This window comes from Terrihabitans soli (assembly GCF_014191545.1).
Taxonomy (GTDB): domain Bacteria; phylum Pseudomonadota; class Alphaproteobacteria; order Rhizobiales; family Methylopilaceae; genus Flaviflagellibacter; species Flaviflagellibacter soli.
In genome coordinates, this window is record NZ_AP023361.1 from 2,757,658 (window position 1) to 2,776,955 (window position 19,298).

11 protein-coding genes are annotated in these 19,298 nt (G+C 63.0%); 9 read left to right on the plus strand and 2 right to left on the minus strand.

The features are described from left to right. Nucleotides 1-27 precede the first annotated feature (27 nt). The 3 genes from ybaL to IZ6_RS14285 all read left to right on the plus strand — a co-directional run bounded on the left by ybaL (nt 28) and on the right by IZ6_RS14285 (nt 4,769). Nucleotides 28-1,755 (plus strand): YbaL family putative K(+) efflux transporter, encoded by a 1,728-nt coding sequence (ybaL, locus tag IZ6_RS14275; protein WP_222875707.1) that lies wholly within the window; start codon nt 28-30, stop codon nt 1,753-1,755. A 67-nt stretch (nt 1,756-1,822) separates the two neighbouring features. After that, entirely contained in the window at nt 1,823-3,277 is a 1,455-nt protein-coding gene (gene sthA / locus IZ6_RS14280) for a Si-specific NAD(P)(+) transhydrogenase (protein WP_222875708.1), read from the plus strand. A gap of 439 nt (nt 3,278-3,716) precedes the next feature. After that, the gene (locus IZ6_RS14285) at nt 3,717-4,769 is read left to right on the plus strand and encodes an NAD(P)-dependent alcohol dehydrogenase (protein ID WP_222875709.1); all 1,053 of its coding nucleotides are present in this window, start codon (nt 3,717-3,719) and stop codon (nt 4,767-4,769) included. A 4-nt stretch (nt 4,770-4,773) separates the two neighbouring features. Here IZ6_RS14285 and IZ6_RS14290 read toward each other — a convergent pair whose 3' ends face one another. Then, entirely contained in the window at nt 4,774-5,328 is a 555-nt protein-coding gene (locus IZ6_RS14290) for a hypothetical protein (protein ID WP_222875710.1), read from the minus strand. After that, nucleotides 5,315-6,046: a hypothetical protein gene (locus tag IZ6_RS14295; RefSeq protein ID WP_222875711.1), complete on the minus strand. Its 732-nt coding sequence runs from the start codon at nt 6,044-6,046 to the stop codon at nt 5,315-5,317. The genes IZ6_RS14290 and IZ6_RS14295 overlap by 14 nt, the downstream gene beginning before the upstream one ends. A gap of 239 nt (nt 6,047-6,285) precedes the next feature. Here IZ6_RS14295 and ahcY point away from each other — a divergent pair, with 239 nt between their 5' ends. From ahcY to addA, 6 genes are all read left to right on the plus strand, one after another. Continuing rightward, nucleotides 6,286-7,695, plus strand: a complete 1,410-nt coding sequence (gene ahcY / locus IZ6_RS14300) for an adenosylhomocysteinase (protein ID WP_222875712.1) — start codon at nt 6,286-6,288, stop codon at nt 7,693-7,695. A gap of 402 nt (nt 7,696-8,097) precedes the next feature. Further along, nucleotides 8,098-10,539: a sensor histidine kinase gene (locus IZ6_RS14305; RefSeq protein ID WP_225873919.1), complete on the plus strand. Its 2,442-nt coding sequence runs from the start codon at nt 8,098-8,100 to the stop codon at nt 10,537-10,539. Nucleotides 10,540-10,544: 5 nt separating this feature from the next. Then, nucleotides 10,545-12,056 carry a tRNA (adenosine(37)-N6)-threonylcarbamoyltransferase complex ATPase subunit type 1 TsaE gene (tsaE, locus tag IZ6_RS14310; protein WP_222875713.1) on the plus strand — a complete coding sequence of 504 codons (1,512 nt, stop codon included), beginning with the start codon at nt 10,545-10,547 and terminating at the stop codon, nt 12,054-12,056. Continuing rightward, a complete protein-coding gene (locus tag IZ6_RS14315; protein WP_222875714.1) occupies nt 12,053-12,784 on the plus strand; it encodes a nucleotidyltransferase family protein in 732 nt (243 codons plus the stop codon). Before tsaE ends, IZ6_RS14315 begins: the two co-directional genes overlap by 4 nt. Beyond that, nucleotides 12,765-15,845, plus strand: coding sequence for a double-strand break repair protein AddB (addB, locus tag IZ6_RS14320; protein WP_222875715.1), 3,081 nt, complete (start codon nt 12,765-12,767; stop codon nt 15,843-15,845). Before IZ6_RS14315 ends, addB begins: the two co-directional genes overlap by 20 nt. Beyond that, on the plus strand, nt 15,842-19,279 hold the full coding sequence (gene addA, locus IZ6_RS14325; RefSeq protein WP_222875716.1) for a double-strand break repair helicase AddA: 3,438 nt from the start codon (nt 15,842-15,844) through the stop codon (nt 19,277-19,279). Before addB ends, addA begins: the two co-directional genes overlap by 4 nt. Nucleotides 19,280-19,298 lie beyond the last annotated feature (19 nt).

Sequence of the window (19,298 nt, forward strand, 5' to 3'; positions counted from 1 at the left end):
CCCGGCGCGGACCCTTAGACTGCCGCCATGCCGCATCACACCCCGCTTATCGCCACCATCGTTGCCGGTCTCGGCATCGCGTTCATTTTCGGCACGATCGCCCACCGGCTGAAACTGCCGCCGATTGCGGGCTATCTCCTGGCCGGCGTCCTCATCGGCCCGTTCACGCCCGGCTATGTCGCGGATCAGGGCCTGGCGCTCGAACTCGCCGAAATCGGCGTGATCCTGCTGATGTTCGGCGTCGGCCTGCATTTCTCGTTGAAGGATCTTCTGTCCGTCCGCGCCATCGCCATTCCCGGCGCCATCGGCCAGATCGCCATCGCCACTGTCATGGGCGTCGGCCTTGCCTGGGCGCTCGGCTGGTCGCTCGGCGCGGGCCTCGTGCTCGGCCTGTCGCTCTCCGTCGCTTCGACCGTCGTTCTCTTGAAGGCGCTGCAGGATCGCCGCCTCGTCGAAACCGAGCGCGGCCGCATCGCCGTCGGCTGGCTGATCGTCGAAGACCTTGTGATGGTGCTGACGCTTGTCGTGCTGCCCGCCATCGCCGGGCTGATCGGCGGGCGCGAAGTCGATGCGGCGGAAGCGTCGGGAGGCGCGGGCCTTGCCGCTCTCTTCGGCCCGCTGACCATCTGGCATGCGCTGGCGCTGACGGCGCTGAAGCTCATCGCTTTCGTTGCGCTGATGATCGTCGTCGGGCGGCGGCTCGTGCCGTTTCTTCTGCACTATGTCGCCCATACCGGCTCGCGCGAACTGTTCCGATTGGCTGTTCTCGCCATCGCGCTCGGCATCGCTTTCGGTTCGGCACAGCTCTTCGGCGTGTCGTTCGCGCTCGGCGCGTTCTTCGCCGGCATGATCCTCGCGGAAAGCCAACTCTCGCATCAGGCGGCGCAGGAAACCCTGCCGCTGCGCGATGCTTTCGCCGTTCTCTTCTTCGTCTCGGCCGGCATGCTGTTCGATCCGAACATCGTCCTCAGCCATCCCATCGCCGTCATCGTCACGGTGCTGATCATCACGCTCGGCAAATCCGCCGCCGCCTATTTCATCGTTCGCGCCTTCAAACATTCGCACGCGACCGCGTTGACGATTTCCGCCTCCTTGGCGCAGATCGGCGAATTTTCCTTCATCCTCGCCGGCCTCGGCGTGTCGCTCGCGCTTCTGCCGGAAGAAGGCCGCAGCCTGATCATGGCGGGCGCGATCATCTCGATCCTGCTCAACCCGGTCTTCTTCGCCGTCCTCGACCGCTATCTCGAAAAGATCGAACCCAAACCCGACAAGACACCGATCTCGGATGTCGCCAACAGCAACGTCGCCGACAGCACTCTCACCGGCCACGCCGTCATCATCGGCTATGGCCGCGTCGGCAAGGTCATTGTCGATGCGCTGCTCGATGCGGGCGTGCCCATGGTCGTCACCGATGAGCGCGAGGAAGCCGTCGCGGAACTGCGCAAGCGCGGCATCCCGGCGCTTTCCGGCAATGCCGGCGAGCGTGGCATGCTGGAGGCGACCAATCTCAAGGCCGCGAAATGGTTCATTTCGGCCATCCCCTCGCCCTTCGAGACCGGCGGGTTGATCGAACATGCCCGCAAGGAAAACCCGGGCCTCGATATCGTTGTCCGCGCCCATTCCGAAGCCGAGATCGAATATCTGCAGAAAGCTGGGGCCAGCCGCATTATCAATGTCGAGCATGAGGCGGCCTCGGCCATGATCCAGTATGTTCTGGGCCGGCCCGCCGATCCGAAAATGGACGCGACGCCTTAAGTTTGCCGGCCTGTCATATGCGTTTGGACCGCGTGTTGCATAAGCAAAGCAGCATTGGGGGCGCTGAATGGAACGCTATGATCTCGTCGTCATCGGCTCGGGACCGGCAGGTCGCAGAGCCGCCGTCCAGGGGGCCAAGCTCGGCAAATCGGTTCTCGTCATCGAGGGCCGCAAACGCGTCGGCGGCGTTTCGGTCCATACCGGCACCATCCCTTCAAAGACCCTGCGCGAAACCGTCCTGAACCTGTCGGGCTTCCGCGAGCGCGGCTTTTACGGCCGCTCCTACCGCGTGAAGAAGGACATTCAGGGCTCGGACCTCGGCGCGCGGCTTCGGATGACTTTGGAGCACGAGGTCGATGTTCTGGAGCATCAGTTCCAGCGTAACAATGTGCGCACCATTGCCGGCACCGGCCGTTTCGTCGATCCGCACACGATCTCGATCATCTGCCCCGACGGGCATGAAGAGCTTGTCCATGCCGAGCGCACTTTGATTGCCGTCGGCACCGCGCCCTTTCATCCGCCGAACGTGCCTTTCAACGACCGCAATATTCTCGATAGCGATGCCGTGATTGAGGCGCCGCGCGTGCCGCGCAGCCTGATCGTCGTCGGCGCCGGCGTCATCGGCATCGAATATGCGACAATCTTCTCGGCGCTCGATGTTCCCGTCACCATCATCGAGCCGCGCAATTCCTTCCTCGATTTCATCGACCGCGAAATCATCGACGAATTCGTCCATCAGCTCCGCGACCGCGGCGTCACGATAAGGCTCGGCACTGCGGTCACAAGCGTCGAGACCGATGAGAGCGATTGGGTGGTTGCCGTTCTCGAAGACGGGCGGCGGGTGCGTGCCGAAATGCTGCTCTATGCGGCAGGGCGCATGGGCGCGACGCAAAATCTCGGCCTCGAACAATGCGGCATCATCACCGACAAGCGCGGCCGCGTCACTGTGGATCCGAAAACCTTTCAGACCTCTGTGCCGCATATCTATGCGGCGGGCGATGTCATCGGCTTTCCGAGCCTTGCCTCGACCTCGATGGAACAGGGCCGCATCGCCGCCTGCCACGCTTTCGACCTGCCGATGCCGCCGGCGCCGCAATATTTTCCTTACGGTATTTACGCCGTGCCGGAGATTTCGACGATCGGCCTCTCGGAACAGGAAGCGCGCGAAAAGGGCCTTGCCTATGAAAGCGGGATCGCGCGGTTCCGCGAGACTTCGCGCGGGCATATCATGGGCCTGAATGCCGGCCTGATGAAAATGCTGTTCGACATACCCACTCGTAAATTGCTTGGCGTTCACATCATCGGCGAAGGCGCGACCGAACTCATCCATATCGGCCAGGCGGTGCTGAACCTGCACGGCACGCTCGAATATTTTATCGAGAACACGTTCAATTATCCGACGCTCGCCGAGGCTTATAAAATTGCGGCGCTCGATGCGTGGAACCGCATGCCGCGCATGGCGGCCGCAACCGTTCCGGAAGCAACGCCGCTGATCGGCGAAGGGCCGCTCGCAGCGGAATAGGCCGATATTCCCTCCGCATTCGTACATACGTAATGTGCATTCAAAATATTGTGAACTCCCGGGGGTTCACAGTTAAGACATGCTTTCCATAAACTCTCGCCCAGGTTCACGGAAATCCGGGGGGACGATGACGCCATCTCCACACACGACATCCGCGCAATCCGAAGAACGGCTCAACGTTCTCGATTTTGCCGAAGCGGCAAATATCCCCGTGGCCACGGCACGGCGCCTCATCAAGCAATTCGGCAATGATGCTGCCGTTTTGATGCGGGCTCTGGCCGCGGAGAATACAGTCCCTCAGATGTCGCAGTCTTCGCCGCGATCTTCGCAGCAGTCATAGGCCTTTAGGCGCACGCGCCGTCGCCGGAATGTGAACGCCAGGCGGGGAATGAAGGTCTAGGGTGAGACCTTCCTCATTCCTGTCAGCCGCCGGATTCACATGCCGACCAAAGCCTATGCCGCCAAATCGCCCGCAACGCCGCTCGCGCCCTTCACCATCGAGCGGCGCAAGCCCGGCGAGCGCGATGTCGCGATCGACATTCTGTTCTGCGGCGTCTGCCATTCGGATCTGCACACCGTGCGCAGCGAATGGGCCGGCACTCTTTATCCGTGCGTTCCGGGCCACGAGATCATCGGCCGTGTGACGTCTGTCGGCAGCGCGGTGAAAAATTTCAAAACGGGCGAGATTGTCGGCGTCGGCTGCATGGTCGGCTCGTGCCGTTCCTGCTTTTCCTGCGATGACGGGCTCGAGCAATATTGCGAGCACGGCTTCACCGGCACCTATAACGGCAATGCCTTCGGCGGCAAGGAAAACACTTATGGCGGCTATTCGGCCGACATCACCGTCGACGAACATTTCGTCCTGAAAATTTCGCACACGGAAAAAGACCTCGCGGGCACGGCGCCGCTGCTCTGCGCCGGCATCACCACCTGGTCGCCGCTGCGCCACTGGAATGCGGGACCGGGCAAGAAAGTCGGCATTGTCGGTCTTGGCGGGCTCGGCCATATGGGCGTCAAGCTTGCCGTCGCGCTCGGCGCGGAAGTGACCGTCTTTACGACCTCGCCCGGCAAAGTCGCGGATGCGAAAGCGCTCGGCGCGCAGCATGTCGTCGTCTCGAAAGATGCGGCGCAGATGAAAGCCGTGGCGAATACATTCGACTTCATCCTCAACACGGTCTCGGCCCCGCACGATCTCGATCCGTTCGTCGCGGCGCTGACGCGCGACGGGACGATGTGCATGGTCGGCGTGCCGTCCTCGCCGCATCCCTCGCCGACCGTGGCGCAGCTGATTTTCCGGCGGAAGCAGATCGCGGGCTCGCTCATCGGCGGCATCAAGGAAACGCAGGAGATGCTCGATTTCTGTGCCGAGAAGGGCATCACCTCCGATATCGAGATGATCAAAATGCAGGATATCGAGCCGGCCTATGCCCGCATGCTCAAAAGCGATGTGAAATACCGCTTCGTCATCGATATGGCGTCGTTGAAGGGGTGACTAGCTAAACTCCATACACATTCTCTGGGGAATGGGTTCGGATCTCACTAAACGCTTCGGCGAAGTGCTTTTGAATCTTTGGAGGAGACACGATCAAAAACGCGCAGGCTACGGCCGCAAACGCTTCCAACGCATCCAAAGGCGCCGTAAAGTTGGTAGTTGGCCGTGCGAAACGAAGTACTTCATAAATTGCGCCAATCTCCCCGACCGAGACTGAATGCTGCAACCGGTGAGCAAATTTGTTTCGAACGGCGTTTAACTGCAATATTCCTGGACGTACAACGGCCGCGCTTGAACCATTCGCCGGCAGTAATTTTGCCTTTTGTATGAAGGAAAGTCGCAGGTCTTCGATATCATCAACAGACAGCTGCGCGGCCAAGAAGGTATTCATGAAATTCTCAATCACGAGATGGGTACGGAGCACGCGGCCAATCTCATTGTGACTCGCATTTATTAGTTGCAAGAAGCGGCGGTTATGCCGTTCGAATTCAGCTTCGATTTCTTCCCAATGGGGCTTCAGAGTTTCGACCGCGTGCTCAATTCCCTCAATGTCTTTCATTCGCGGCCTCGATCCCATTATTAAGAACGATGTCTGTTACTACCTTTATGAAGACATCCACGCTCGGGACAGCCAGCAGAGCGTAACCTAGTGCCGCAGTCACTATGCAGATTGTCAGGGATGTCCTCCTTGACGTCTTACCTCTGTGGTAATTTTCGATGAGCATCGACCTCAATAGGCCTTCATATTTATTCTTTGCCGCTTGCCAGTTTGACAGCGAGAAATCTCGCTCGCCATTCTTCTCTTTTGGTCCTAGTGCAACGTCTAGAAAGTTGTCGTACTCACTATCGTAATAGTCGCCGTGGACAGTGAAAGAGTCATAACCCGATCCACGTATGTTCCCATGTATTTGTATGTACTCGTTTACGGTGAAGTGTCGAAGGCAGTTCTCTTCGTACTCGAACAATGACTTCCCAAGCTTTATGGCGTGGGGCCTACGCCAAAAGTACGTCATACTGGCAACGCCGAGCAGCAGAAGCCCGAAGTAGATAAATTTCAGACGGCTCGACGCAGTTAACCCAAAAGCAAGCGCGGATTCATTCGCGAGTATGTCCAGCGACAAACCCTCGGCTACATAATCATTGAAGATGATCAGGTAGCCGATAAAGGGAATGGCGATCGCCGCGCGAGCGAGCCACCCGTCGAAGAGGAAGACGAAGTCGGGCCAGCCATAGTTGTATTTAAAGGTCTGCCACTTGCCCTGAAGTCGGTTGAGCATTCGATTGCCCCCACGCTCCATTTTCTTCCGAGCACGGGAATTTTCGCAATACACCTTCGCTCTCCACATAAAGAAACCTTTATATCTTCCCTTGCCCCTCTTTCCGGCCCGTGTTAGAGAACCGGCGAAATTGCCGGGGAAGACCCGCTGATTAAGAGTCAGCTGCTCTCTTTCTCTCGGCCCACAGCCCCTTTGAGGCGGGGCTAAACCCTTATCGAACCTGAAGAAAGAGCCCGCACATGAACGCCCATGTCGCCAAGGACTATGCCGTTGCCGATATCAAGCTCGCGGACTGGGGCCGCAAGGAACTGACCATCGCCGAGACGGAAATGCCCGGCCTGATGGCGACGCGGGCCGAATACGGCAAGAAGCAGCCGCTGAAGGGCGCGCGCATTGCCGGCTCGCTGCACATGACCATCCAGACCGGCGTTCTCATCGAGACGCTGAAGGCGCTCGGCGCCGATGTGCGCTGGGCCTCGTGCAATATCTATTCGACGCAGGACCATGCGGCGGCCGCGATCGCCGAAGCCGGCACGCCTGTTTTCGCCATCAAGGGCGAGAGCCTGAAGGATTACTGGGAATACACCCACAAGATCTTCGAATGGGGTGACGGCGGCGTGCCGAACATGATCCTCGACGACGGCGGCGACGCCACCCTCCTCATCCATTTCGGCAAGCGCGCGGAAGCCGGCGATGTCGCCTTCCTCGAAGGCGCGACGAATGAGGAAGAGGAAGTGCTCTTCGCCTCCATCAAGGAACGCCTGAAGACGAAGAAGGGCTGGTACACGAAGGTTGCGGAGAGCATCCGCGGCGTGACCGAAGAGACGACGACGGGCGTGCATCGTCTGTACGAAATGCACAAGAAGGGCCAGCTGCTGTGGCCGGCGATCAACGTCAACGACAGCGTCACCAAATCGAAATTCGACAATCTCTATGGCTGCAAGGAATCGCTCGTCGACGGTATCCGCCGCGGCACCGACGTGATGATGGCCGGCAAGGTTGCGATGGTTGCGGGCTTCGGCGATGTCGGCAAGGGCTCGGCGGCATCGCTGCGCAATGCCGGCTGCCGCGTGCTCGTGTCCGAAGTCGATCCGATCTGCGCGCTGCAGGCGGCGATGGAAGGCTATGAAGTCGTGACCATGGAAGATGCAGCGCCGCGCGCCGATATCTTCGTCACGGCGACGGGCAATGTCGATGTCATCACCGTCGATCATGTGCGCGCCATGAAGGACCGCGCGATCGTCTGCAATATCGGCCATTTCGACTCTGAAATTCAGGTCCAGGGCCTGAAGAATTTCAAATGGCACAATGTGAAGCCGCAGGTCGACGAGATCGAACTGCCCGACGGCAAGCGCGTCATCATCCTGTCCGAAGGGCGCCTCGTGAATCTCGGCAACGCCACCGGCCATCCGAGCTTTGTGATGTCGGCCTCGTTCACCAACCAGACGCTGGCGCAGATCGAAATCTTCGCCAATCCGGGCAAATATGCCGTCGGCGTCTATGTGCTGCCGAAGCATCTCGACGAGAAGGTTGCGGCACTGCATCTCGACAAGGTCGGCGCGAAGATCACCAAGCTCTCGGACAAGCAGTCGGCCTATATCAATGTGCCGCAGCAGGGCCCGTTCAAGCCGGAGACCTACCGGTATTGATGACTGCCTCATCCTGAGGAGGCGCGTAGCGCCGTCTCGAAGGATGAGCCGCAGATTCAGAGGGAGTGACCCATCCTTCGAGACGCGATGCTGCGCATCGCTCCTCAGGATGAGGTCGAGACAAGATCCGGACAAGAAAAAGGCCCGCGAAAGCGGGCCTTTTTTGTTGCGGAGCTTGATCTTCCAGGGGCCGCGCCGGGGTTCTCCACACTGATCCACAGGCCCACCCACAGCCTCATACAGCGTCCATCCCGGGCTTTTCCACACACCCATCCACCACGCGTAATTTATTGACTCCGGAGAGTCCGGTGCCTTCTGCGCGAGTCGCGATGCAGATAGATTGGCAGTGATTCGGGGAGGCGACGCTGCGCGGGGAGCGGCCACCCGGATGCGAGGGTTCGCATGCCGATGGGTGGGGAGCGCAGCATTGTTGCGACGGGAGTCGGCTTGGCCGTGCTCTCCTCCGACACGGCAGCGGCCCAGATGTCCTTCGCCCTCCAGCCCCAGCAATATGGCATCGGCTGGGTGGCCGTGTCGCTCGGCCTTCTTCTGGCCACCACCGCGACCGCCGCCCTCTACGCCCGTCAGCGCTCCCGCGCCAATATGACGGAATCCGTCCTCCGCAAGATCATCGCCGATCTCAGAGCCCGGGTGGACCGCGCCGAGGCCCTGACGGCGAGCGAGCCGCAGATCGTCGTGACCTTCGGCGCCCCGGGCGAGGAGCCCGAAATATCCGGGTCCCTGCCCGCCGGGATGAGCCTGCCTTCGGGCCGCATGGTTCTGGCCTTCGAGCGCTGGCTGAGCTCGGACGCCGCCGACAATGTCGAAGACCGTCTCGCCGCTTTGCTCGATCGCGGCGAGAGCTTTGAGAGCCTCGTCGTCACCCGCAAAGGCGAGCATGTGATTGTCGAAGGCCGCGCCGCCGGCGGCCGCGCCGTGATGCGCATCAAGAGCCTTGCCGGCGAAAAGCTGGCTCTGGCGGAACTGCGCACCCGCCATGAAGAAATGCAGCGCGAGCTGAAGCGCTTTCAGGTTCTGCTCGACCGCCTGCCCCAGCCCGCCTGGCTGCGCGACGGCGAAGGCAAGATCGCCTGGTCGAACACCGCCTATGCCGCAACCGTCGATGCGTCGGGCGCCGTCGCTATCGGCCCCGATATTCTGGAAGAGCCGGCGCGGCGCAAGGCTGCTCAGGCCACATCGAGCGGCCACGCTTTCCATGAGCGCACGCCCGTCGTGACGCATGGCGAGCGGCGCGTGTTCGACGTGTTCGAAGCGCCGCATGAAGGCGGCAGCGCCGGCATGGCCGTCGATATGACGGAGCTGGAGAGCCTTCGCAACGAACTCATCCGCCGCATCGAGAGCCACAGGAAAACGCTCGACGAGCTCGCGACGGGCGTTGCCATTTTCGCGCAGAACCAGCGCCTCGTATTCTACAATCAGGCCTTCCGCCAGCTGTGGAAGCTCGATCCGGCCTTCCTGTCGCATGAGCCGACCGACAGTTCGATACTGGACCGTCTGCGCGCCGACGAGCTTTTGCCCGAGCCGCCGGATTTCCGCGCCTGGAAGCTGCAGCTTCTCGAAGCCTATCGCAGTGTCGAGCCGCGCGAACACTGGTGGCACCTGCCCGACGGGCGCACGCTCCGCGTCGTACAGACACCGAACCCGGAAGGCGGCGTCACCTATCTCTTCGACGACGTGTCGGAACGCATCAATCTCGAAAGCCGCTACAACGCGCTGACCCGCGTGCAGCGCGAAACGCTCGATCATTTGCGCGATGCCGTCGCCGTGTTCGGCTCCGACGGGCGGCTGCGCCTGCACAATCCGAACTTCTCGAAAATGTGGCGCCTGTCGGACGAAGCGCTGGCTGCCGAGCCGCATGCGACGCGTGTTTTCGATATGTGCAGCCGCCTGCACGAACCGGACGAGCCCTGGGATCTTCTGCGCACCGCCGTCACCGCGATCCCCGAGACGCGCAAACCCGTCTATGGCCGCATCGAGCGCCGCGACGGCGTGACGATCGATATCTCCACCGTGCCGCTGCCGGACGGCGCGACGCTCGTCACCTTCTCCGACGTCACCGCCGCCATTTCCGTGGAACGTGCGCTGACCGAGCGCAATGAGGCCTTGGAAACCGCGGGCCTTCTGAAATCGAACTTCGTCAAACACGTGTCGTATGAATTGCGCGCGCCCTTAACAAATGTAATCGGCTTTGCGCAGCTCCTCGCCGATCCGTCGACCGGCTCGCTCAACGAGCGTCAGCGCGAATATGCCGGGCATGTTCTCGACAGTTCCGCCGGCCTTTACGCCATCATCAACGACATTCTCGATCTGACGACCATCGATGCCGGCACGATGGAGCTCGATCTGTCGAACGTCGACATCAAGACCGCGGTCAATGCGGCGGTCGAAGGCATAAGCGGGCGCCTCGCTCCGGGCATGACGCTCGATATCCAGATCCCGCCCGGCATTGGCAGCTTCATCGCCGACGAAAAGCGCGTGCGCCAGGTTCTGTTCAATCTCCTCTCCAATGCCATCGGCTTCAGCCCCGAGGACAAGCCGGTAAAGCTTTCGGCCGAGCGCGCCGACGGAAAGATCTATTTCCGCGTCACCGATCAGGGCCCGGGCATGGACGCCGAACAGATCGCCAAAGCCTTTGACCGGTTCGAAAGCCGCACCGAAGGCTCGCGCCATCGCGGGGTCGGCCTTGGCCTGTCCATCGTCCGCAGCTTCGTCGAATTGCATGGCGGCTGGGTCGAGATCGACAGCACACCCGGCAAAGGCACGACCGTGACCTGTATTTTCCCGACCGGTGGTAGCGGTCCGCGCGGCGGCGCGGCTATATAGGACCTATGAGCACAAGCGAGGTTCGGGCGCATCGTCTGGCCCTACCCGACGAGGCGGCGACGGCGCGGCTTGCAGCTGCGCTCGCGCCCATGTTTACGCCCGGCGACCTGATCACGCTTTCGGGCGCGCTCGGCGCCGGCAAGACCGCCTTTGCCCGCTATGTCATCCGCCAGCTCTCCGGCGATTTCCGCCTCGACGTGCCGAGCCCGACTTTCAGCATTATGCAGGTCTACGACACGCCGCGCGGCCGCGTGATCCATGCCGATCTCTACCGCCTTTCCGGCAGCGGCGAACTCGGCGAGATCGGCTGGGAGGATGCGAGCGACAATTCCATCCTTCTGGTCGAATGGCCCGAACGCGCCGGCGAGGATCTCTCCGGCCAAAGGCTGGAGCTCAGTTTCGAGATCGATCCGGCGAACCCTTCGGGCGCGCGCCATGTGACGATCATGCCGCACGGCACCTGGCCGGACCGCATCTCGCGCGCGCTGCAGATCGCCGGTTTCCTCGATGCCGTCGGCTGGGCGGGAGCGCGGCGCGTGCATCTGCAGGGCGATGCCTCCTCACGCCGCTATGAACGGCTGATCGATGGCGGGCGCAGCGCGATCCTGATGGACTCGCCGAAAAAGCCAGACGGCCCGCCGATCCGCGACGGCAAGCCCTATAGCCGCATCGCCAAGCTCGCCGAAGATGTCGTGCCCTTTGCCGCGATCGCGCTCGTGCTGCGCGCCCAGCATTTCTCGGCGCCGAACATCCTTGCTCACGATCTCGACCGCGGACTTCTGCTGGTTGAAGATTTCGGCGGCGAATTTGTCGTCAAAGACGGCAAGCACATCCCCGAGCGCATGGAAGCGGCGGTCGATCTTCTGGTCGATCTGCACACCCGCGCTCTGCCGAGCGAGATCGCGCTGGAGCGGCACAAGCACATCGTGCCGCATTACGACATCGAAGCTCTGATGATCGAGCTGGAACTCCTGCTCGACTGGTATCTGCCGCATCTGCGCCGCGCGCCGACCGACGAGCAGCGCGATGTGTTTCTCAAACACTGGAACGGCGTATTGACGCCCATCGTCCAGGGCCCGCAAACCTGGGTGCTGCGCGATTATCATTCACCCAATCTGATGTGGCTGCCGGACCGCGACGGCGTCCGCCGCATCGGCCTGCTCGATTTCCAGGATGCGGTGATCGGCCATCCGGCCTATGATGTCGTCTCGCTGCTGCAGGATGCGCGCGTCGATGTTTCGGAGAATCTCGAAATGAATTTGCTCTCGCGCTATGTCACGCGGCGGAGAGCCTCAGACCCCGGCTTCGATCCGCTGAATTTCGCCGCCGCCTATGCGACGCTCGGCGCGCAGCGCGCGACGAAAATTCTCGGCATCTTCGTGCGCCTTGCTATCCGAGACGGCAAACAGGGCTATCTGAAACATCTGCCGCGGCTCATTGCATATCTCGACCGCGATCTCGCCCATCCCGTGCTCGCGCCTCTGCGCGACTGGTATATTCAGGCGGTGCGCAAATGAGCGCGCCGTCTTCCGTCCCTTCGCGCGCCATGGTGCTGGCCGCCGGGCTCGGCACACGTATGCGGCCGCTGACAGACAAAAAGCCCAAAGCCATGGTCGAAGTGTCCGGCCGCGCGCTGATCGACCGCGTGCTCGACCGGCTGGAAAAATCGGGCGTCGAGAACGTCATCGTCAACGTTCATCACCATGCCGATCTTCTTGAAAAACATCTGACGGCGCGAAAGGCACCGAAGATCACAATTTCCGACGAGCGCAGCGCGCTGCTCGATTCCGGCGGCGGCGTGAAGAAGGCCCTGCCGTTTCTCGGCAAGGAGCCGTTCTTCGTGCTGAACGCCGATACCATCTGGATCGAGAGCGTCCGGCCGAACCTTCCGGCGCTGGGGTGGGCGTTCGACCCTGCGAGGATGGACATGCTCCTTCTGATCGCCGCGACGTCGGGCAGCCTCGGCTATGACGGCAAAGGCGATTTCGACGCCGATTCCGAAGGCCGCCTGACCCGCAGGACCGAGGGCCGCATCACCCCCTTCGTCTATGCCGGCGCCGCCGTGATGAGCCCCGATATCTTCGCGAAAACCCCCGACGGGAAGTTTTCGCTGAACCTCCTCTTCGACCGGGCCATCGACTCGGGGCGGCTTTACGGCTTGCGTCTCGACGGGCTCTGGATGCATGTCGGCACTCCCGAAGCCGTGACGGAAGCTGACACCGCCTATGCGAGAAGCACAGCCTGACGCTCTGCGCCGCCGGCCGCGCCTTCTGACCATTCCCGCCGGTGTGCCCTTTCTCGAATGCCTTGCGCAGTCGGTGCTCGAGGGGCGGCTCGGCGCGGCTCCGGGCGATGCGCTCGCTTTGGCCGATACGCAGATTTTCCTGCCCACCAGGCGTGCGGTGCGCGAGCTGCAGACAATCTTTGCGCAAAAGCTCGGCGGCGCGGCGGTCTTGCCGAACATTTCCGCGCTCGGCGATTTCGACGAAGACGAAGGCGCGTTCGACACCGATCCCGATGAATATGGATTGCCCGAAGCCATCGGCGAGACGGAACGACGGCTTGTTCTTGCGCAGCTTATTCGCGGCTGGGCGGTGGGCGTCGCGCGCGCCATCGGCACCGGCGGCACCGAGGCCGATCTGATTTCAACGACACCGTCCGAGGCCATCGCGCTTGCGATCGAACTCGGCCAGCTGATCGACAGTTTCGAAACCGAAGGCGCGAAATGGACGGAACTTGCGCCGCTCATTCCGCCCGAACATGACGAAGTCTGGCGCATCACGGCAGACTTCCTCGACGTCGCGGCAACCGCCTGGCCTGCGGTTCTCGACGAACGCGGCAAGATAGGCGACGCGGCCCTGCGGAATTTGAGGCTCCGCACCAAGGCCGCGCGGTTCGAGCACGATGTTCCACACACACCGGTCATCATCGCGGGTTCGACGGGCTCGAACCCGGCAACCGCCGATCTCATGCGCGCCGTGGGCCTCTTGCCGAACGGCGCCGTGGTTCTGCACGGCCTCGATGTCGAAGCCGACGAAGAAACCTGGAAAGAGATCGGCGGCAACGACGCCGCCCTGCCGCAGCACTGGACGCATCCGCAGCACGCCTTCTTCCGCCTGTTAAAGCGGCTCGGCGTCGAACGCGACGAAGTCGGCATGCTCGGCCGCGAAACACGCACCGGCGATGCGCGCCGCGCGCTCGTTGCCGGCGCGCTTCTGCCGTCCGAACTCACCGACCGCTGGTCCGCAACGCGCCTCGATGCCGGCCGCGCGCTGGACGGCATGACTTTGATCGAAGCCGCCAATGAGCGCGAGGAAGCGCTGGCGATTGCGCTTGCCTTGACGGAAACCCTGCGCGAGCCGGACCGCACCGCGGCTTTGATCACACCCGACCGAAATCTTGCGCGCCGTGTCGCAAACGAACTCAAGCGCTGGGACATCGAGGCGGAAGACAGCGCGGGTCTTCCTCTCGCCGACAGCGAAGCGGGGGTTCTTGCGCGTCTCATCACTGAGGCCGCAGCAAACCAGCTTTCACCCGAAGCGTTGCTGCCGCTGCTGCGCCATCCCGATGCACGTTTCGGCATGGAGGGGACAACGCTTGCGGACGCTGTCGATACGCTGGAAATCGCCGTGCTGCGCGGCCCCGTCCCGCCACCCGGCGTCGAAGGGCTGCGCTCGGCGCTCAATCTCGCGCATACGCCGCCCGATGCGGAAGAAACGCGTTTCTGGCATCCGGCCAAAAAACGCCTCGCCGCCGAAAAGTTCACACCGGCGAATAATCTCATCTCGCGCATCGGCCGCGCGCTTGAACCGCTCTGCGCGCTCGGCACGGGCGATGTGCCGCTGTCGGCGCTTCTCGGCGCGCACCGTGCGGCGCTTCTTGCCGTCGCCGCCGACGCGCCGGACGATCCCGATCTGAAAACGCTCGACAGCTTTTTTGAGGAAGCGGCGCATCATGCGCGGCTCGGCGTCAGGCTGACGGATTATCCTTCCGTCTTCCGCTCGCTTTTGCGCGGCGAGACGGCGCGCGGCACCCATGCGGCGCATCCGCGCCTTCGCATTCTCGGCACGCTCGAAGCGCGCCTTCTCGGTTTCGACCGCGTTGTGCTCGGCGGGCTGAACGAAACCATCTGGCCCCCACAGACGAAGAACGATGCCTTCCTGTCGCGGCCGATGCGCGGCGCGCTCGGCCTGCCGCCGCCGGAATGGCGCATCGGCCAGGCGGCGCACGATTTCGAACAGGCGCTCGGCACGCGCGACGTCATCCTGACGCGCGCACAGAAAGCCGGCGGTGCGCCGAGCGTGGCCGCGCGCTGGCTGCAAAGGTTGGCGGCGCTCGCAGGCGATAACTGGAAGACGGCGCAGCAGCGCGGCGCATTCTATCTCTCCGCTGCGCGCGCCCTCGACGACGCCCCCGTGGAACGCCGCGGCGCCCCCGCGCCGACACCTGAGCGCGATCTTCGTCCTTCGCGTCTCAGCGTCACCGAGATCGAAACGCTGATCCGCGATCCCTATGCGATTTTTGCGAAGCACACGCTGCGCCTTCAGCCGCTCGACCCGCTCGGCGCCGAGCCCGGCGCCTCCGATCGCGGCAATATCATTCACAAGGCCGTCGCCACCTTTGTCGAAAAACACGATCCGGATGCGCCGGATGCGCTCGAGAAACTGATTGCGCTCGGCCGCGAGGGCTTCGATCCGTTCTGGAGCTTTCCGGATGTGCGCGCCATCTGGTGGCCGCGCTTCGAAAACATCGCCTCCTGGTTCATCGCCTGGGAGAGCGCACGGCGCAAAACGATCAAACGGACTTTGACCGAGCGCAAAGGCCTGCTCGACTGGCAGACGCGCGAGGACCGCACCTTCACTCTGTCCGGACGCGCCGACCGGCTCGACGAGTTTCCCGATGGAAGGTTTGCGGTTGTCGATTACAAGACCGGCGTTCTGCCGGGCCATACCGAAGTTCAGGTCGGCATGGCGCCGCAGCTGCCTTTAGAGGCGGCGCTGCTGGCGCACGGAAAGTTCGAAGGCGCGCAGGGTGAGACCTCGCAATATCTCTATGTGCAGCTGACGGGGCGCGGCGACGGCGGCGACGAGAAGCTGATCGTGCTGAAGGAGACGACGCCCGCCGAAGTCGCCGCGGCGGCGCTGACCGATCTCAAGAAGATGATCGACCGGTTTGAGAACGAAGCGACGCCCTATCGCCCCGGCACGCATCCGAAGTTCCGTCGCCGTCCGAACGGCGATTACGATCATCTGGCGCGCTTTGCCGAATGGCTGCTCGCGCCGGACGCGCCGGAGGATTTCTCGTGAGCGCGTTCCGTCCGAGCGAGGAAACCAAAGATCGCCAGCGCCGCGCATCGGACCCGGCGGCTTCCGCCTGGGTGTCGGCGAATGCCGGTTCGGGCAAAACCTATGTCCTGTCGAACCGCGTCGTGCGGCTTCTCCTGCAGGGGCATGAGCCGGCGGGCGTTCTCTGCATCACCTTCACCAAAGCCGCCGCCGCGAATATGGCGAACACGGTGTTCCGCCGCCTCGCCGCCTGGACATCGGCAAGCGATGCCGAACTCGACACTGCGCTGATCGAACTCGGCGAGGCATCGCCCTCATCCGAGGACCGCGCGCGGGCGCGGCGGCTTTTTGCGCGCGCACTCGATACGCCAGGCGGATTGAAGGTTCTGACCATTCACGGCTTCTGCGAAAGCCTCTTGCATCAGTTTCCGTTCGAGGCGGAAGTGCCGGCCGCTTTCACCGTCGTCGATGAGCGCGTGCAAAGCGAACTGGTCGAACAGGCGCGCGCGGATGTTCTCAACCTTGCCGCCGCAGATCCCGAGAGCGCGCTCGGCCATGCACTGACGCGGCTTGTGACATCGACCGCCGATATGACGCTGCAGCGGGTTCTGCGCGAAGTCCTGATGCGCGGCGAGGAACTCGACCGCCTGATGCGGTCGGACGGCGATGCGAACTTTTCCGAAGTTTTTCGGCGGCTCGGACTCGCACTCGGTGAGACCGCAACGCTTACCGAACTCGACGCACTCATTCTCGGAGCGCCGGGCGCGCTCGCCAAGAGGAGCGATATTGTCGAATGGCTGCGCTGGGGCGGCAAGAGCGACGAGAACCTCGCGGCCTGCCTTGCCCGCGCCGGGACTGGCGGCGATGCCGAGACCTGCCGTGCGGCCTATCTCGATGTCTTCCTGACGAAGGAGCGCAATCCGCGTTCGGACAGAGCCTTCGTCACGCGTGCGCTGCGCGACGAGCGCCCCGATCTGTTTGGTCTCCTCATCGGCGAGCGCGAGCGCCTTGCGACGCTCTGGCAGCGGCGCGGCGCCGCCCTGGCGCGCGAGAAAACGGAAAGCCTGCTGCTGCTTGCGGATGCCATCCGCACGCGCTACCGCACGGAAAAAGCGCGGCGCGGCGCGCTCGACTTTGCCGACCTCATCCATGCGGCGGGGCGCCTTCTCACCAATGTCTCGTCCGCTTTCGTGCATTTCAAACTCGATCAGGGCATCGATCATGTTCTGGTCGATGAAGCGCAGGACACTTCGCCCGAACAATGGGCGATCGTTGAGGGCCTCACCTCCGAATTCACCGCCGGCCACGGCGCGCGGGCGAAAACCCGCACCATCTTCGCCGTCGGCGACGAAAAGCAGTCGATCTTCGGATTCCAGGGCGCGGCGCCCGACAGATTTGGCGAAATGCGCACGCATTTCGAGCGAAGGCACCGCGATGCCGAGAAGAACTTTTCCGAAGTCCGGCTGACGCAGAGCTTCCGCACCGCAAAGGATGTGCTCGACGCAGTCGACCACGTATTCGCGACTGATACAGCACGGCGCGGCCTGACCTTTGACGACGAGAAGACGCTGCACGAGACGGCCCGCCCCGACGCGCCGGGACGGGTCGAGATCTGGCCGCTGGAAAAGGCGGAAGCCGGTCCCGACGGCGTGCCCTGGGATGCGCCCTTCGATGAGGTCTCGGCCAAGAACCCGGTCGCCGTGCTGTCGGACAAGATCGCCGAGGCGGTGAAGGACTGGACGCAAGGGCAGAACGCCATTGCGCCCGGCGAAGTTCTCATCCTCGTGCGCCAGCGCGGCCCGCTGTTTGAGGCTTTGCTGCGCAAGCTGAAGGAAAAGGGCCTTCCCGTTGCGGGCGCCGACCGGCTCGATCTCGGCAAGCATATCGCCGTGCTCGACATGCTGGCACTGGCCGATGCCCTTCTCTTCGCCGACAACGATCTGGCGCTGGCGAGCGTGCTGAAAAGCCCGCTGTTCGAACTCGACGACAATGATCTGATTTCGATTGCCGCGCGCCGCCGCGGCAGTCTGCGCAATGCGCTGCGCATCAGCGAGGATGCGCGCCATCGCGCCGCGCACGACAAGCTCGAGCGCTTCGCGCGGCTTGCCGCGCACAAGCGCCCGTTCGATTTTTATGCGCTGGTGCTTGGCGATGGCGGCGGACGCCGCGATTTTCACCGCCGCCTCGGCTTCGAGGTCGATGATGTGCTCGACGAATTTCTGTCCTATGCGCTGAATTACGGCGAGAACGAAACGCCGACGCTTGCGGGTTTCGTGTCGTGGATGCGCGCTGCGCCCGCCATCATCAAGCGCGATCTGGAGACCGGCGGCGGCAATGTCCGCGTCATGACGGTGCACGGCGCAAAGGGGCTTGAAGCCGAGACCGTTGTCCTCGCGGATATCGGCCTTGTGCGCCATGCCAGCAAAGTGCCGCTGATCTTCCCCGTGAAGGAAACCGGCGCAAAAGAAGCCGATGCCGAAATTCCCGTCTGGTCGGCAGGAAAGGACGCCGATCCGCCGCTCGTTTCCGCCGCGCGGCAGGACGAGGCCGCGCGCGAGGCCGGCGAACACAGGCGCTTGCTGTATGTGGCGATGACGCGCGCCAAGGACCGGCTCGTCGTCGCCGGGCATCTGAACGATCCGAAGAAGGATACGGCGCCTCCCGACTCCTGGTACGCGCTGGTGCGCGAAGGACTTGCGGACAAGGCACAGGAAATCGCCGTTGCCGGTTTCGACGAGCCCGTTCTCGTCTATCACCCGACGCCGGGCACGCATGCGCCGAAGACGGCGGAAGCCGCAGCAAAGCCGCCCGCCCCGCCCGCCTGGATTTTCGAGAAGCTGCCGAAGGAAAAACCCGCACCGGAATGGATCGCGCCCTCGCGCGCCGTCGCGCACGACTTCGCAGAAGCCGAAACCTTAAAGCTGGCGATTTCGGCCAAAGAACGCGGCGTGCTGCTGCACCGGCTGATCGAGACTTTGCCGCGCTATGCCGGGACGGAGGCGGACGCCGCGGCGCGCTATCTCACCAACATCGCTCCGGACCTGCCGGACAGCGAACGCACCGCACTGGCGGGCGAAGCGCTCGCCGTTCTGAAAGAGCCTGCCATCGCCGCCCTCCTCTCGGCGCCCGGCCGCAGCGAAGTGCCCGTCGCAGGCGAGATCGCCCGCCCCGGCCGCGCACCGCTCTTCGTTTCGGGCCAGGTCGACCGGCTGATCGTCACGGCGGACCGGGTGACTGTGCTCGACTTCAAGAGCGACCGGCCGGCGCCGAATAAAGCACCCGAAGGTTACATCACCCAGCTGGCGCTCTACCGGGCGCTGCTCCGCCGGATTTTCTCTGGCAAAACAATAGATTGCGCCCTGGTCTGGACCGCCGGGCCGAAATTGGAGCCGATCCCGCAAGAGGCGCTCGATGTGGCTCTGGAACGCGTCCTTGGCATGGCTCCGCTTCCTTGACCCTGAGGGGGCCGCTTCC

Excerpts from the sequence above, each read along its gene's own strand:
- IZ6_RS14295 (WP_222875711.1), bottom strand. The coding sequence starts at position 6,046 with ATGCTCAACCGACTTCAGGGCAAGTGGCAGACCTTTAAATACAACTAT.
- IZ6_RS14305 (WP_225873919.1), top strand. The coding sequence starts at position 8,098 with ATGCCGATGGGTGGGGAGCGCAGCATTGTTGCGACGGGAGTCGGCTTG.
- ybaL (WP_222875707.1), top strand. The coding sequence starts at position 28 with ATGCCGCATCACACCCCGCTTATCGCCACCATCGTTGCCGGTCTCGGC.
- sthA (WP_222875708.1), top strand. The coding sequence starts at position 1,823 with ATGGAACGCTATGATCTCGTCGTCATCGGCTCGGGACCGGCAGGTCGC.
- tsaE (WP_222875713.1), top strand. The coding sequence starts at position 10,545 with ATGAGCACAAGCGAGGTTCGGGCGCATCGTCTGGCCCTACCCGACGAG.
- IZ6_RS14285 (WP_222875709.1), top strand. The coding sequence starts at position 3,717 with ATGCCGACCAAAGCCTATGCCGCCAAATCGCCCGCAACGCCGCTCGCG.
- ahcY (WP_222875712.1), top strand. The coding sequence starts at position 6,286 with ATGAACGCCCATGTCGCCAAGGACTATGCCGTTGCCGATATCAAGCTC.
- IZ6_RS14290 (WP_222875710.1), bottom strand. The coding sequence starts at position 5,328 with ATGAAAGACATTGAGGGAATTGAGCACGCGGTCGAAACTCTGAAGCCC.
- addB (WP_222875715.1), top strand. The coding sequence starts at position 12,765 with ATGCGAGAAGCACAGCCTGACGCTCTGCGCCGCCGGCCGCGCCTTCTG.
- IZ6_RS14315 (WP_222875714.1), top strand. The coding sequence starts at position 12,053 with ATGAGCGCGCCGTCTTCCGTCCCTTCGCGCGCCATGGTGCTGGCCGCC.